The organism is Mesorhizobium sp. M5C.F.Cr.IN.023.01.1.1 (assembly GCF_003997585.1).
GTDB lineage: Bacteria > Pseudomonadota > Alphaproteobacteria > Rhizobiales > Rhizobiaceae > Mesorhizobium > Mesorhizobium wenxiniae.
This window is the reverse complement of sequence record NZ_RZSU01000010.1, coordinates 34,316-49,659: the sequence shown is the minus strand read 5'-3', so window position 1 is coordinate 49,659 and position 15,344 is coordinate 34,316. Positions and strand designations below refer to the sequence as shown.

The window sequence follows — 15,344 nt, the reverse complement described above, 5'->3', positions numbered from 1 at the left end:
ACATATTCACGCACCAAGCCAGTCATACACCGCTGCCGTACAAGCCTCGTCGTGTGTGTGCAGATCGGCTCCCCTGCCGGAGGCCTTGAGGCGGACGTCAACAGTCAGCTGGCCGTGCGCAGACGCCGAGATCGAACAAAGGCCTTTAGTCCGTCGGAATCCAACGCCTGCCCGAAGGCATAACCCTGCAGTATGTCGCAGCCCAAGCTCTTGAGTGTCTGTGCATGCTCCATCGTCTCGACACCCTCCGCTACGACCTCAATACCCAGGGATTTGCCGATTTCAATGATCGACGAGACGACCTGCCTTCGTTGCGGCGATTTGACAATTGGGATGACCAGCTGGCGATCTATCTTCAGCCGGCGAGGCTGCAGCTTGAGCAAGCTGACTATTGAGGCATAGCCCGTACCGAAATCGTCTATTTCTACGTCAATGCCGAGCTCTTTTATCTGCTCAAGATTCCAGGTAACAAAATCATCATTTTCGTCAAGGAAAATTGACTCAACGAGTTCGAACGAAATCGTTCCTTTCTTGATATTCAGCTTCCTAAGACTCTTTATGAGTTCCTCATCTTGAAGGCGGCGCGCCGAAACGTTGACTGACACCCGCGGAATGTGAAGATTCGCAGCAGACCACCCTTCGAAATCCAAAAGCGATTGCTGTAATATGGTTCGATCGATGATCGAGACGACATTCAGTTCTTCCGCAATCCTTAGGAATACATCGGGCGCCAAAATACCCTTCTCCGGATGTCTCCATCGCGCCAGCGCCTCAACCCCAACAATTTCGAGCGTTTTTGCGTCAAATTGCGGCTGGTAGAAGGGAATGAACTCGTTGCGCTCAAGGCCGCCGAGAATTTCGTCGGCAATCCGTTTCGTGTCGACGATTTCGCTTTGCATCGCCTCGGTGAAGAATTCGTATCGATTGCGCCCACGCCTCTTTGCTCGGTAAAGTGCGATGTCAGCGTTGACCAGCAGGTGTTTGGCTTCGACATCTTTTCCGTTGTCGACTGCAATTCCCACGCTCACGCCAAAACGGCATCGATGGCCCTGATAGTAGACGGGTTCGCGCATCTGGCTGATGACCCGGTCAGCGAGCAGCGCCAGTTGCTTGACATCGTCATGCACCACGCACAGGACGATGAATTCGTCTCCTCCGATCCGAGCGACGAATCCCTCACCATCGACCTTGGATCGGAGGACAGTTGACGCGTGAACAAGCATTGCGTCGCCTGCGGCGTGGCCAAGCGTATCGTTGATGTGCTTGAACCGATCCAGATCTATGTGAAGCAGTGCCGCATACCCGCCGTCGCGCCTGGCGTTTGCTGCGTAATCTTCCAGCACTTGGTCGAGGTAACGCCGGTTGGGCAAACCGGTCAACGAATCGTGGAGCGCAATGTGCTCTATGCGCGCCTTGGCCGACTCGAGTTCTGCATTTTTCGACTCGGAAAGCTGTTTTGCGCGAACCAGGTCCTTGTTCAGCAGGACATCGGCTGTCACATCCCATTCGGCACCAATCATTTTTGGGGTGTCGTTTGCGACGCGGTAAATTATCGCTTTGGATCGGACATGGCGAATCTCGCCATCCGGCCGAATGATCCGGTACTCCGACAAATATGGCCCGCCGACGGCCATCGCGCTGTCGAAATCGGCGTGGGCGCCAGCCAAATCATCCGGGTGAATTGCTCCCGCCCAGTCCAGGTAGCCGCGGTGCTCCCCAGTCGGTTTGCCGTATATTTCATTGACGCGGTCGTCCCACGTAAGTTCGTTGGTCGCGAGATCGTGTTCCCAAACGCCAATAGCTGACGCTTCCAGAGCGAGTTCCAGGCGTCTCGACAATCGACTCAGTTCCGCATAGTTGCGCTGTCTCTCGCCAATCAGGCGACCCGCAACCAGGAATGGGATCACAACCAACGCCCCAGCCACCGCCATGATTGCGCGCAAGGACCACGCGTTGTCGGGCGTCGAAGGCCAGCCGTTTTTGGGAATGGCTGCGATCCGCCACGAACCGGACGGGAGCAGAACGTCGGCTGTCACCGGATTGCTTTTGGCGACGCCCTCATGGCCGAAGAATTGATCTCCACTTGGACCGAGAGCGTCCTTACCGATCAGCGCTATGTCAATCCCGAGATCATCGTCAAGCAGGCCGCTCGCCTTATAAAGGAGCTGAACGTCGACAACGGCCGAAATGATGCCCCAGAACCTTTCGGTGTTGCCCGCACTCCGTACAAAAACCGGAATACGACCGACGAAGCCTTGCCCTCCCTGCCTCAAGTCGACGGGCCCGGCAAGAATGAGCTCGCGCTCGTCTCGCGCCCTTAGCGCGGCGACACGCTGCCGCTCGTCCTTGCGGTAATCGAGGCCTATCGCCTTCTCGTTGCCCTCCATCGGGTACATCAGGGAAATGACCAGATCGGGCGCGCCGGCAATATTTTTCAATTGCGAGCCCCCGCGAAACAGGCTGCTCGCGAGCGAGGCGAAGCGTTGCTGTCCCATATAGGGCTCAGTCACGACCGCCGCGACCAGTCCCTGCACCAGTTGAAGGTTTCCGTTGATGTTACCTTCAAGCTTCGCGCGGATAAGATTGACTTTGGCCAGGACATCCGCACGGGCGGCTTGATCCGAGACGATTTTGTTCTGGTGGTCCGCGAACGCTGCGCCAACGGCAATAACTATCACCGCCATTGCCGCCGGGATATTTGCCGACGAAAAAACAGCCTTCTTAATACCGCCGAACCTAGCGCGGAAAAGAGCCAATAGGCGATTCCTCAGCTGCTATTCAGGTTCTCGGACAACCCGACCAAGGAATATTAGCTATCAATATTTAATTTTGACCTTCACGGGTCCTAAAATTTTTGCACTTCCGATCGCCCGGTGCCGCCGGAGTGGTTGGAACAGACCTGCGGCACGCTGGCACCTTAGAATTGCCTGCAGTCGCTGAAGGTGCTTGGGTTGCCCTCGTGGAGGGATAACCGTGCTCACTTTTCCGGCATCAGATCGACGAGAGGACAATGCAAAAACTGGAATAAGAGCAGGATTAGTGGCCCTCAATCGTCTTGGGGGTAACAAGGTATGGTATCTTGCCGACGCTACGCTTGGTCGCGCCAATGGAATAGGCCATCGGGATCTTGGGGGAGTTCTCTGGCAAGCCGTACATATCCTTGCCGGCCCTCACGGCAAATGAAAAGTGCTGCCACGAAACCGTGTCATGCTCATTGAGAAAATCAAGCGTCAGCCCAGCTGAAATCAGCGCGTTCACCACGTCACTGACCGGATGAATCCACTCATAGTAGCGAGGATGCTTCAAGATGCGGTCGTCGCCGGTATAGGTGAGTTCCTCGTTCCATGCGAGTGGTCGAGCTATTGGCGTTCGCCAGTCATGCTTGAACTCCAGCGCCGCAGCCTTGCGGTCACACTGGAACATCAATGGATGGCCCTCGGCCAGATAGAGCCGGCCGCCGGGGCGCAGCAGATCGGCAACCACCCGCGCCCAGCGGAACACGTCGTCCAGCCAGTTTACCGAACCCCAGGTAACGTACGCGATGTCAAAGGTTCGGCCGAGCGCCTCGACTGCCTCGAACAGTGGCGCCTCCACGAAGCGCACATTAGTCCCTGCCTTTGCAGCGAAATCCCGCGCCGCTGCGATCGCTGTCGGTGAAAAGTCGAGGCCGGTCACGCTGCCCGCGCCCAGATTCTTCAAGCTGATTGTGTCGAGCCCGATATGACATTGCAGATGGACGATATCTTTGCCGAGAATGTCACCGACCTCGCGCGTTTCCAACTCATAGAGATTGGATCCGCCTGCCAGCACCTTTTCTATGTGGTAGCTGCCCGTTGTGTCGGTCGAATGCAGTTCGGCCCGATCATCCCAATTAAGGCGGTTCGCACCCAGAAACGGTTCCAAATTGCCCCCCCAGTCCCTGCCGAGACTAATATTTGGTAAACAGAACGTTAATATACTTTGCAGCTTAAGGATCGCGCGTCAATCCAAGGCGGGCCGGTGCACCATTGCCGCTGCAGGCCAGGCTCATTACCGCGCCGGCCAAAGCGGACGTGCCAATCAGGCATCCGTGCAGAACGAACGTGCAATCAGGGCAAGGGCTGCTGTCATTGAGGCGCCGGCTTTTCGCCTATCGGTCTCGCGGCACGATTTCACGCGGCCGCGTCAAGTCCCTTTGCCGGCACATAGTTGAGGATCGGGCCGAGCCAGCGTTCGACCTCGGCGAGCGGCATGCGCTTGCGGCGCGCGTAATCCTCGACCTGGTCGCGTTCGACCTTGGCCACGCCGAAATAATAGCTTTCGGGATGCGACAGGTAGATGCCGGACACCGACGAGCCCGGCCACATCGCAAAACTTTCGGTCAGGCTGACGCCGGCATTGCGCTCGCCGTCGAGCAGGCGAAACAGCGTCGCTTTCTCGGTGTGATCGGGCTGCGCCGGATAGCCGGGCGCCGGGCGGATGCCGCGATAGGGTTCGCCGATCAGCTCGTCCGGCGCCAGATCCTCATCCGGGGCATAGGCCCAGAATTCCTTGCGCACGCGTTCGTGCAGGCGCTCGGCGAAGGCTTCGGCGAAACGGTCGGCCAGCGCCTTGACCATGATCGACGAGTAGTCGTCGTTCGCCCGCTCGAAACGCTCGGCGATTGCCGCTTCCTCGATGCCGGCGGTGACGATGAAGCCGCCGAGATAGTCGGCCTTGCCGCTGTCAAAAGGCGCGACGAAATCCGAGAGTGCGACATTCGCCTTGCCGTCGCGCTTGGTCAGCTGCTGGCGCAGCGTGAAGAAGGTCGCCAGTTCCTGCGATCGCACGTTGTCGGTGAACAGCCTGATGTCGTCGCCGACAGCGTTGGCCGGCCAGAAGCCGATGACGCCCTTCGGCGCGAACCATTTTTCCGCGATGATCTTCGCCAGCATCGCCTGGGCGTCCTCGAAGAGCTGGCGTGCCGCCGGTCCTTGCGCCTCGTCGTCGAGGATTTTCGGGTAACGCCCCTTCAGCTCCCAGGTCTGGAAGAACGGCGTCCAGTCGATATAGCGCGCGAGCTCGGCCAGATCCCAGCCTTCGAAGACTTTCACGCCGAGGAAGGACGGCTTCGGCGGCGCGTAGGCCGACCAGTCGATCCTGTGGGCGTTGGCACGCGCCTTGACGAGCGGCAGGCGCTGCTTGTCGGCTTCGCTGCGCGCGTGCGCATCGGCAACCTTCTTGTATTCGGCACGAACATTGTCGACATAGCCGCCCTTGGTCTCGTTCGACAGCAGTGCCGACACCACGCCGACCGCGCGGCTGGCATCGGTGACGTAGACCGTCTGGCCCCTGATATAGCGCGGATGAATCTTTACCGCCGTATGCACGCGGCTGGTCGTCGCGCCGCCGATCAACAGCGGAATGTCAAAACCTTCGCGCTCCATCTCGGCGGCCATATGCGCCATCTCGTCGAGCGAAGGCGTGATCAGGCCGGATAGGCCGATGATGTCGACCTGCTGCTCGCGCGCCGTCTGCAGGATCTTCGCCGCCGGCACCATGACGCCGAGGTCGATGATCTCGTAATTGTTGCAGGCCAGAACCACTCCGACGATGTTCTTGCCGATATCGTGGACATCGCCCTTCACCGTCGCCATCAGGATTTTTCCGGCGGTCTGGCGCTCGCCGGTGTCGACGCCATTGGCGGCGTTCGCCAGCTTCTCCGCCTCCATGTGCGGAAGCAGGCCGGCAACGGCCTGCTTCATGACGCGGGCGGATTTCACCACTTGCGGCAGGAACATTTTTCCTGCGCCGAACAGGTCGCCGACGACATTCATTCCTGCCATCAAAGGACCTTCGATGACATGCAGCGGCCGCTCGGCGGCACGTCGTGCTTCGTCCGTGTCCTGGTCGATGAATTCGGTGATGCCGTTGACCAGTGCGTGCGAAATGCGCTGCTCGACCGGCCAGTCGCGCCAGGCGAGATCGCGTTCCTGCGCCTCCTTGCCGGCCGTGCCCTTGAAGCGTTCGGCAAGTTCCAGCATGCGTTCGGTCGCCGTGCCGCCGCCCTTCGGCTGACGGTTGTTGACGACATCCTCGCAGGCTTCGCGCAGTTCCGGATCGATCGCGTCGTAAACGGCAAGCTGCCCGGCGTTGACGATGCCCATGTCCATGCCCGCCTGGATGGCATGGTAGAGGAACACGGCGTGCATGGCTTCGCGCACCGGCTCGTTGCCGCGAAACGAGAAGGAGAGGTTCGACACGCCACCCGATATGTGGACACGGGGAAGCGTCGCGGTGATCTGCCTGGCGGCTTCGATGAAGTCGACGCCGTAATTGTTGTGCTCGTCGATGCCGGTGGCGATGGCAAAGATGTTCGGGTCGAAAACGATGTCCTCGGGCGGGAATCCGGCCTGCTCGGTCAGCAGCTTATAGGCGCGGGTGCAGATTTCGACCTTGCGCGCCTGGGTGTCGGCCTGGCCATCCTCGTCGAAGGCCATGACGATCACCGCCGCGCCGTACGCGCGGACGAGCTTCGCATGGTGCAGAAAGGCCGCTTCGCCTTCCTTCATGGAAATGGAGTTCACCAGCGGCTTGCCTTGCACGCATTTCAGGCCGGCTTCGATGATCTCCCATTTGGAGCTGTCGATCATCACGGGAACGCGGGCGATATCCGGCTCGGCGGCGATCAGGTTGAGATATTCGACCATCGCCTTTTTCGAATCGATCAGGCCTTCGTCCATGTTGATGTCGATGATCTGCGCGCCATTGGCGACCTGGTCGCGGGCGACTTCGAGCGCGGCGGCATAGTCGCCCGCCGTAATCAGCTTCCTGAACCTGGCCGAGCCGGTGACATTGGTTCGCTCGCCGACATTGACGAAGGGAATCTCGTCGGTCAGCGTAAATGGCTCGAGCCCGCAAAGGCGCATCTTCGGTTCGATGGCGGGAACGGCGCGCGGCGGATATTTCTTCACCGCCTGTGCGATGGCGCGGATGTGGTCCGGCGTCGAGCCGCAGCAGCCGCCAACGATATTGACCAGGCCGTCGCGCGCGAACTCCTCGATCTGCGCGGCCATGAACTCCGGGCTTTCGTCATAACGGCCGAATTCATTGGGCAGGCCGGCATTCGGATAGGCGCAGGTAAAAGTGTCGGCGACACCGGAAATCTCGTCGAGATGCGCGCGCATGGCTTTGGCGCCCAGCGCGCAATTGAGGCCTATCGTGAATGGGTTGGCGTGACGAACCGAATGCCAGAAAGCCGTCGGCGTCTGGCCGGACAGCGTGCGGCCGGACAGGTCGGTGATCGTGCCAGAGATCATGATCGGCAGACGCACGTCCTTCTCGATGAAGATTTCGTTGCAAGCGAAGATCGCCGCCTTGGCGTTCAGCGTATCGAAGATGGTCTCGATCAGGATGATGTCGGCGCCGCCGTCGATGAGACCGCGCAGCTGCTCGCCATAGGCAAGGCGCAGTTCGTCGAACGTCACGGCCCGGTAGCCGGGATTGTTGACATCCGGCGACATCGAGGCGGTGCGGTTGGTCGGCCCCAGCGCACCGGCAACGAAACGACGCTTGCCGTCCTCCTGCTCAGCCCTCACGGCTGCCCTGCGCACCAGCCGCGCACCGTCGCGGTTCAGCGCATAGACCGCGTCCTCCATGCCGTAATCCGTTTGGGCGATGGAGGTCGAGGAGAAGGTGTTGGTTTCAAGGATGTCTGCCCCGGCGACGGCGTATTGGTAGTGAATCTCCTCGATCGCCTTGGGCTGCGTCAGAATCAGCAGGTCGTTATTGCCCTGCTGATGGCAGGCGCAATCCGCAAATTTTTCGCCACGGAAATGGTTCTCGTCGAAACCCAGGCCCTGGATCTGCGTGCCCATGGCACCGTCGAGGATGAGGATACGTTCGTGCGCCGCCGCCGTCAGCGCCGCAAGCACTTCCGAGCCGTCGGGCTTTGCCGCGACAGGACCGAACAGGTCGTCGAGCGATGAAGGGTTTTGCGACACTTTCAATCCTCAAGGCGACAGTCGCGCTTTAGCGACATAAAGACATCTTTATGTCAGTATACGAGATTTGTCTGCCTCTGTCACCCCTGCCGCCGGGAATGCTACCCGCCGGCGCTACAACGCCGGCTGCGCAGTCTTCGCCGATGCCGCCCTGAGCAGCATCCCGAACAGGTCGCGCGGCTCGTCGGGGTCATTTCCGACAGCAGCACCGGGTAACCATTGTGGACATCCGCGAGAGAGGGCGCGGCCATCGTCGATCAGGCGATCGCCGATGTGATGGCAGGCAAGGTCTCCGACGCGGACGTCGTTTCGTTCATGATGTGGTAGGGCGGGAGCGACCTCTCGCGTCAGGAGAAGATCTCCGCCAGTTCGTCGACGCTGGTGCCTTCCCTAACTTGCCGCAACTCGACATAGCAGACCGCGGTGGCGATCGACATTACCATTGATGTCACACTCGTCACCAATGCATCCACCACAGCACCCATCACCCCCCATCCAAACAGGGCGGTTGCGGTGCCGAGCGCCAACTGGATGGCAATCACGATAATGATCAGGATAACGAAAAGGCCGAACAGCGCCCAGCGGCTTCCCTTGGTCAGATCGCGGCTGCGCGCCATCGAGCCGAACACGCCGAGCCGCTCCTGCACCAGCGCCGGCACCGCGACCGACCAACGCAGCGCCAGCATGATGCCAGGCACAATAAGAAGCATAAGACCGAGGACCACGCCTAAACCAACCAACAGGGCAATGGCGAACGTCGGCAAGAGAAAGGAAACTGCTTTCGCGACGCAGTCACCGAACGACGGCTGCTTGCCATTCAAGTCCTCGATGGTGGCACGCACCAGCGATGCCTGGAGCAACAGCGACAGGATGTAGGAGACCAGCCCGAAGCCTATCGTGATCGCGGAATAGCTCGCCATCAAATTCGGTTCGCCGAGAGTGCTCGGGTCGAAGGAGGCAGCTGGGTCCGCGGCGGTAAAGGGTGCCAGCCGGCTCAACGCCCAAAGTTGAAAAACAAGAGTTGGCAACCCCGAAAACAATGCCGCAAGTCCGACCAACAGACCCGGGTTGCGGCTGATGACGGCAAAGCTGTCGTTGAAAACCCTGCCGATGCGAAACTTGCCCGGCCGTTCCAATGTCGTTGAAACCATGACGCGTCCCCCGCTCAATCACCGCATATCGGCTGGTGATCCCCGCATTAAATGTGCCAACATTGGAGGTCGGCGTCTAGTCCACTTGCAATTGCCGTTGTGCATTGCCAGTGTCGGCTGGGGAACCACAGGTTGCAGGGGAGCGGGTTGGCAGTGGCACAGCCAGGCACAGCGGAAGCCGAATGGCTGGCAAAAGCGCATGAGCAGTTGATCTCGGATAGGTCGATCCAGTTCGACCTGCCGGCCTATGCGCCACCCCAGCCACCTGATTGGCTGAAGCCGCTGCTGGACCTGTTGTCGTCGCTCGGTCCCTACATGATCTATCTGTTCTGGGGGGCGGTGATATCAGGTGCCGCGATCATCCTGCTCCTGGTCTTCCTCGAGATGAAAGGTATCGCCTGGCGTCTGCCCTGGCAGCGCGCGCGGCGCGAAACCGAGGTGGAAGAAGCATGGCGTCCCGACGCCGGCGCCGCGCAGATCCTGCTGTCGGAAGCCGACGCGCTGGCCGCGCGAGGCGACTATGACGAAGCGGTTCATCTCCTGCTTCGCCGCAGCGTCGCCGATATTGCCGGCCGGCTGCCTGATTTCCTGCGCCCGTCGCTCACGGCGCGCGACATCGCCGCTGCTGCTTCGGTTCCCGCCAAGGCCCGTGCGGCGTTTTCCGAGATCGCACGCATCGTCGAAGCCGCATTGTTCGCGCGCAGGCCAGTCGGCGCCGAAGGCTGGCGCCAAGCACGCGGCGCCTATGAGCGGTTCGTCTTCCGGGATGCGTGGATATGAGTGCCGCGACGCTCGAACCAGGGGCGCAGGAGCCGTTCAATCGAAGAACGCTGTTCTGGGGCATTTTCGCCAGCCTGCTTGCGGCAGCGGGTTTCTTCCTGCTGTCCACCTATGCGCCCGACTTCCGGCAACCCGGCAATGGCGGCGCCACGCCGTTGTCGAAAAGCGGCGTCGGCTATGCCGGCCTGGCGGAATGGTTGCGGCTCACCGGCGAGACGCCAGCCATGGCGCGGACCGATCAGGATCTCGGCACCGACATGCTGCTGATCGTCACCATTTCGCCCGAGAGCGATCCCGCGGCGCTCGACCACATTCTCGAACTTCGGCAGGACCAGGATACCCTCTTCGTCCTGCCCAAATGGCAGACCCTGCCGCTGGAGGAGCACGAAGGATGGAACATAAAATTCGGGCGATTGCCCGATGCGGTGGTGAACCAATGGCTCGGCCGCATCGCCAATGCAAAGATCGGCGTCGGCCAAGGCACGGTGCAGGAGCTCGACATCGAAGGCCGACTCGTTACCGCCCCCGATGAATTGCAGTGGGTGGCCGACGAGTATCCAATGATAGCAGCCGGCAACGACAAGGCTGTGCTCACCGAAGTCGATGGCAAGCCGTTTTACATCCTGACCGACCCCGATCTGATCAACAACGCCGCTCTTAAGGACGCGGACCAGGCGGCAGCCGCGCTCGACCTGATTGCATTGCTGCAGCCCGAAAAGGGCAAGGTCATGTTCGATCTCACGCTGCATGGCGCGGGGCGAAAGTACGACCTTGCCAAGCTCCTGGTCGAACCGCCATTTCTGGCGCTGACACTGACGATCCTGGCTGCGGCGGCGCTGGCTTTCCTGCACGGCCTCGGCCGTTTCGGCACACCGCGCGCCGAATTGCGCGCCATTGCCTTTGGCAAGCGCGCGCTGGTGGATACGACGGCGATGCTGTTGCGGCGCGCCGGGCGGCTCGAGGAACTGGGAGGCCGTTACGCGGCCCTGGCGCGTGTGCGCGCCGGCGCTTTGCTGGGAGCACCGCAGGGATTGCAAGGAGAAGCGCTCGACCACTGGCTCGATTCCCGCGACAAGAACGAGACCAGAGGATTCACCACGCGGGCGCAGGCCGTCGGCGAAGCGAAGAATCTGACGCAAATGCACGTGGCAGCGAAACAGCTGCACGATTGGACGGCAAGGAGGCTCGGTGAACGTCGATGATGTGAAGGCCCTGGCGACACGGATCAGGGAAGAAGTGGCCAAAGCGATCACCGGGCAGCACGACACGGTCGACCTGATGCTGACCGCCTTGTTCGCCGGCGGGCATATCCTGCTGGAAGGCCCTCCGGGCACGGCTAAGACAATGACCGCACGCTGCTTCGCGCAGGCTCTGGGTGTCGCATACGGACGCATCCAGTTCACGCCGGACCTGATGCCCGGCGATATCGTCGGATCGAACATCTACAATTTCCAGACCGGACAGTTCACGCTGACGCGCGGTCCGATCTTCTGCGACCTTTTGCTTGCCGACGAGATCAACCGCACGCCGCCCAAGACACAGGCAGCACTTCTGGAGGCGATGCAGGAGCATGCGGTCACCTTCGACGGCACCACGCATTCGCTGGGCCGCAACTTCATGGTGGTCGCGACCCAGAACCCGATCGAGCATCAGGGTGTCTACCCCCTGCCCGAGGCACAGCTCGACCGCTTCCTGTTCAAGCACCGGGTCAGCTATCCCGGCCCCGAGGAGGAACGGGCCATCATCATCCATCACGGCGGCGGCTCAGCCTCGCACGACATCGCGCAATACGGCATCAAGGCCCAGGCGGATCGCAAGACACTGGAGAGCGCACTCGCCACCGTCGGCTCCGTGACCCTTGTCGACGACGTCGTCGGCTACATCGCGGCGTTGGTGCGCGCCACCCGCGACACCGCCGATTTGGAGGTTGGTGCCAGTCCACGCGCGGGCGCCATGCTGGCCAGGGCGGCACGGGCGCGAGCGGCGCTGGACGGGCGCGCATATGTGATCCCCGACGACGTCAAGGCGCTGGCGGTGCCGGCGCTGCGCCATCGCGTCATCCTGTCGCCGGCCGCGCAGATCGATGGCCGGCTGGTCGAGCAGATCGTATCCGACCTAGTCGACCAGACGGAAGCGCCACGTTGATCTATCCGAGCGGCCGAGCGGTTTGGACGGCGGCGGCGGGCGCGGTACCGGCCTTCCTGGTCGCGCTGGCGCTGCCGTCACTGTGGTATCTCGGTTTGCTGTGGATCTGCGTGCTGCTCGCCTTCCTGGCGGTGGACGCCGCGGCAGGACGCGGGCGGGCATCGCTGACCGCCAGCCTCCACGCGCCGCCGCAGGTCGGCGTCGGCGGGGAATTCACCGTCCATGTCGCCGCCCGTTTTTCCAGCCGGACGCCGACCCTGGAGGCGCGCGTCGGCCATGATGAGCGCCTGGCACCGATGGGCGGAACAGGTGGATCCCTGGCTCCGACCAGCGACGGCGGATCGCTCGACCTTGGGTTCCAGGCGCTGCGGCGCGGCATCGCCAGCTTCGATCGTCTGTGGGTGCGCTGGCGCGGGCCGTTCGGACTGGTCTGGAACCAGGTCGTCCTGCAGATGGAAAGCAAGGTGGCTGTGTTGCCCGATGTCCGCAGCGCCCGCGAGCAGGCCATCACGCTGCTGCAACGCGAGGCCTTGCCCGACGGGCACGCCCAGCGCCGGGCCGGCCTGGGCCGGGAATTTGAGGCGCTGAAGGACTATCAGCCCGGCATGGGCCGGCGGATGATTGACTGGAAGCGAAGCGCCCGCCACGGCAGGCTTCTGGCGCGCGAGTTCCGCATCGAGGAGAACAACAACATCGTGCTGGCCATCGACAGCGGACGCTTGATGTGCGAGCCGGTCGACGGTGTGCCGAAGGTGGACCGAGCGGTGGCGGCCGCGCTGCTGTCGGCGTTCATTGCGCTCAAGGGCGGCGACATGGTCAGCCTGTTCAGCTTCGATGCGCGGCCGCGCGTCGCCAGCGGCGCAGTGCGCGGCTCCGCCAGCTTCGCGATGATCCAGAAGCGGGCGGCGGAGATCGACTATTCCAACGAGGAGACCAATTTCACCCTGGCGCTGACCACGCTTGCGGCGCGGCTCGACCGACGCTCGCTGGTGATCATCTTCACGGATTTCGCCGATCCGATCAGCGCGGAATTGATGCTGCGCACAGTCGGCCGGCTCACCGAGCGGCATCTGGTGCTGTTCATGATGATCAGGGATGTTGAGCTGGAGAGCTTGGCCGACATGCCGTCCCGGTCCGGCGAGGATGTCGCCCGCGCCGTCGTTGCCGGCGGGCTGTTACGCGAAAGACAGGTCGTCATAGGCCGGTTGCGGCTGCTTGGTGCACATGTGATCGAAGCCGACCATCAAAAATTGGGGCCGGCACTGGTCGAGCGCTATCTGCAGTTCAAACGGGAGGATCTGTTGTGACTGAGCCGGTATCCGGCGATGCTGGACGCGGCGATGCCGTACGCCAGTCGCTGGCCAGCTTCCGTCGGGAGCGCGAGGCCGACTGGAAGGCGTTTGAGGCGCTTCTCGACCGCGTCGAGAAACGCGCGCCGCGGACGCTATCGGAAGAGGAACTGCTGTCGCTGCCGCTGCTCTACCGGTCGGCATTGTCTTCCCTTTCGGTGGCCAGAGCGACATCCCTCGACAGTGCGCTGATCGCCTATCTCGAATCCCTGTCGCTGCGAGGTTACTTCTATCTCTACGGGGCACGTCGCGGGCTGCGGCAGCGCATCGCCGATTTCTTCCTGCACGACTGGCCCGGTGCCATTCGCGGCTTGTGGCGCGAGACGCTGGTGTCGGTGGCGCTGATGCTTGTTGGCATCGGAGCCGGCGCCTGGCTGGTAGCGTCCGACAAGAGCTGGTTCGACGCGATCATCCCGTCGGGCCTGGCCGCCGGCCGAGGCCCCGACGCTTCGGCCGAGCTGCTGCGCAGGATGCTTTATGATGGCGACAATGGCTTTCTCTCAGGCTTTGCGGCCTATCTTTTCACCCACAACGTCCAGGTCGCAATCCTGGCTTTCGCCCTTGGATTTGCGTTCGCCGCGCCGACGGTACTGCTGATGCTGTTCAACGGCTGCATGCTGGGTGCGCTGTTCCAAGTCTATTGGGTAAAGGGGCTTGGCATGGAACTTGGCGGCTGGCTGGCCATTCACGGCACCACCGAATTGTTCGCCATCGCACTGGCCGGCGCTGCCGGCATGCGCATCGGCACGCGCATCGCCTTTCCCGGCGAGTTGACCCGCATGACGGCAGCGGCCCATGCGGGACGCGTCGCGGCGACAGCGATGGTCGGCGTTTCGGTCATGCTGCTGTTTGCCGGACTGCTCGAGGGCATCGGCAGGCAGACGATCACCAGCGACGTCACGCGCTATGCCATTGGCGGCGGTATGCTCGCACTGTGGATCGGCTATTTCTACCTCTTCCAGGTGGTGCGGAATGGCGACCGCTAGACGCTCCGCCCTGGCGACAATGCGCTCGCTGATCACGCCTGAAGGTGTCGATCTCCAGATAAAGCTGGCCGACGCCGGCACACGGGCTGCCGCTTTCCTGCTCGATGTCGTGTTCATCGCCACGGCTGCAATCGCGGTCACGATTGTCGCGCTGTTCGGGGTGAGAGGCCTTGGCACCGGTCAAATGCAGCCGCTTTTCATCGTCTGGATCATCGTTATCTTCTTTCTGCGAAACGTCTATTTCATCGCCTTCGAGGCGGGCCGGCGCGCGTCGACGCCGGGCAAGCGGATTGTCGGCATCAGGGTGGCGTCCCGCAACGGAGACGGCCTGTCGGTCGATCAGGTTATCGCCCGCAATCTGATGCGCGAGATCGAGGTGTTTCTGCCGTTGTCGATCATCGCGGCGCGCGGCGGGGCCGGCGTCGCTGATACGCTGACGACGGTCTTCGGACTGGTGTGGGCGCTGTTGTTCGCCCTGTTCCCGCTTTTCAATCGCGACCGCATGCGAATTGGCGACCTCCTGGCGGGAACATGGGTCGTCGAGGCGCCGAAGCGCACGCTAATGGAGGATCTGTCGGCAAGGCAGGATCCGGTCGCCAAGGCCTTTCAGTTCAGCCACGCTCAGCTCGATGCCTATGGCATCGCCGAACTGCACAAGTTGGAGGAAGTGCTGCGCCGCGACGACTATTTCGCGCTGCGGGCGGTGGCTGAAACGATCGGACGCAAGATCGGCTCAACGCCGCAGGCGCATGATGCCCGCCCGTTCCTGATGGCGTATTACGGCGAGCTCCGAGCCCATCTCGAGCGGAAGCTGCTGCTCGGCAACCGCAAGGCCGACAAGCACGCGCGCGGTAGCAACGCCGGACCAACGAGGCTGCCATGAACACATCTCTATCCGAACTTGAACTTCAAGAGATGGAAGCCTGAGTTGCCGCGCCCAAGCTGGCCCGTGGAAATCATGGGTCGAGGGCC

General features: G+C 61.8%; 10 protein-coding genes. 6 read left to right on the top strand and 4 right to left on the bottom strand.

The features are described 5' to 3' along the window. Positions 1 to 104 precede the first annotated feature (104 nt). The 4 genes from EOA78_RS06520 to EOA78_RS06505 form a co-directional block, all read right to left on the bottom strand. Complete coding sequence (locus tag EOA78_RS06520; protein WP_127314446.1) at positions 105 to 2,684, bottom strand: EAL domain-containing protein; 2,580 nt, start codon at positions 2,682 to 2,684, stop codon at positions 105 to 107. A gap of 352 nt (positions 2,685 to 3,036) precedes the next feature. Then, the gene (locus tag EOA78_RS06515; RefSeq protein WP_127314408.1) at positions 3,037 to 3,903 is read right to left on the bottom strand and encodes a class I SAM-dependent methyltransferase; all 867 of its coding nucleotides are present in this window, start codon (positions 3,901 to 3,903) and stop codon (positions 3,037 to 3,039) included. A 248-nt stretch (positions 3,904 to 4,151) separates the two neighbouring features. Beyond that, positions 4,152 to 7,961: a methionine synthase gene (gene metH, locus EOA78_RS06510; protein WP_127314407.1), complete on the bottom strand. Its 3,810-nt coding sequence runs from the start codon at positions 7,959 to 7,961 to the stop codon at positions 4,152 to 4,154. A gap of 347 nt (positions 7,962 to 8,308) precedes the next feature. Continuing rightward, on the bottom strand, positions 8,309 to 9,112 hold the full coding sequence (locus EOA78_RS06505) for a glycerophosphoryl diester phosphodiesterase membrane domain-containing protein (RefSeq protein ID WP_127314406.1): 804 nt from the start codon (positions 9,110 to 9,112) through the stop codon (positions 8,309 to 8,311). 153 nt (positions 9,113 to 9,265) lie between these two features. On the opposite strand from EOA78_RS06505, the gene EOA78_RS06500 reads away from it, so the two are divergent. From EOA78_RS06500 to EOA78_RS06475, 6 genes are read left to right on the top strand one after another with little or no spacing between them, the layout of a single operon-like run. Continuing rightward, positions 9,266 to 9,892 (top strand): DUF4129 domain-containing protein, encoded by a 627-nt coding sequence (locus tag EOA78_RS06500; protein ID WP_245477414.1) that lies wholly within the window; start codon positions 9,266 to 9,268, stop codon positions 9,890 to 9,892. Continuing rightward, positions 9,889 to 11,094: a DUF4350 domain-containing protein gene (locus tag EOA78_RS06495; protein ID WP_127314404.1), complete on the top strand. Its 1,206-nt coding sequence runs from the start codon at positions 9,889 to 9,891 to the stop codon at positions 11,092 to 11,094. Before EOA78_RS06500 ends, EOA78_RS06495 begins: the two co-directional genes overlap by 4 nt. Next, a complete protein-coding gene (locus EOA78_RS06490; RefSeq protein WP_127314403.1) occupies positions 11,081 to 12,037 on the top strand; it encodes a MoxR family ATPase in 957 nt (318 codons plus the stop codon). The genes EOA78_RS06495 and EOA78_RS06490 overlap by 14 nt, the downstream gene beginning before the upstream one ends. Continuing rightward, the gene (locus EOA78_RS06485) at positions 12,034 to 13,344 is read left to right on the top strand and encodes a DUF58 domain-containing protein (protein WP_127314402.1); all 1,311 of its coding nucleotides are present in this window, start codon (positions 12,034 to 12,036) and stop codon (positions 13,342 to 13,344) included. The genes EOA78_RS06490 and EOA78_RS06485 overlap by 4 nt, the downstream gene beginning before the upstream one ends. After that, positions 13,341 to 14,372 carry a stage II sporulation protein M gene (locus tag EOA78_RS06480; RefSeq protein WP_127314401.1) on the top strand — a complete coding sequence of 344 codons (1,032 nt, stop codon included), beginning with the start codon at positions 13,341 to 13,343 and terminating at the stop codon, positions 14,370 to 14,372. The genes EOA78_RS06485 and EOA78_RS06480 overlap by 4 nt, the downstream gene beginning before the upstream one ends. Continuing rightward, positions 14,359 to 15,255: an RDD family protein gene (locus EOA78_RS06475; RefSeq protein WP_127314400.1), complete on the top strand. Its 897-nt coding sequence runs from the start codon at positions 14,359 to 14,361 to the stop codon at positions 15,253 to 15,255. Before EOA78_RS06480 ends, EOA78_RS06475 begins: the two co-directional genes overlap by 14 nt. Positions 15,256 to 15,344: the final 89 nt, after the last annotated feature.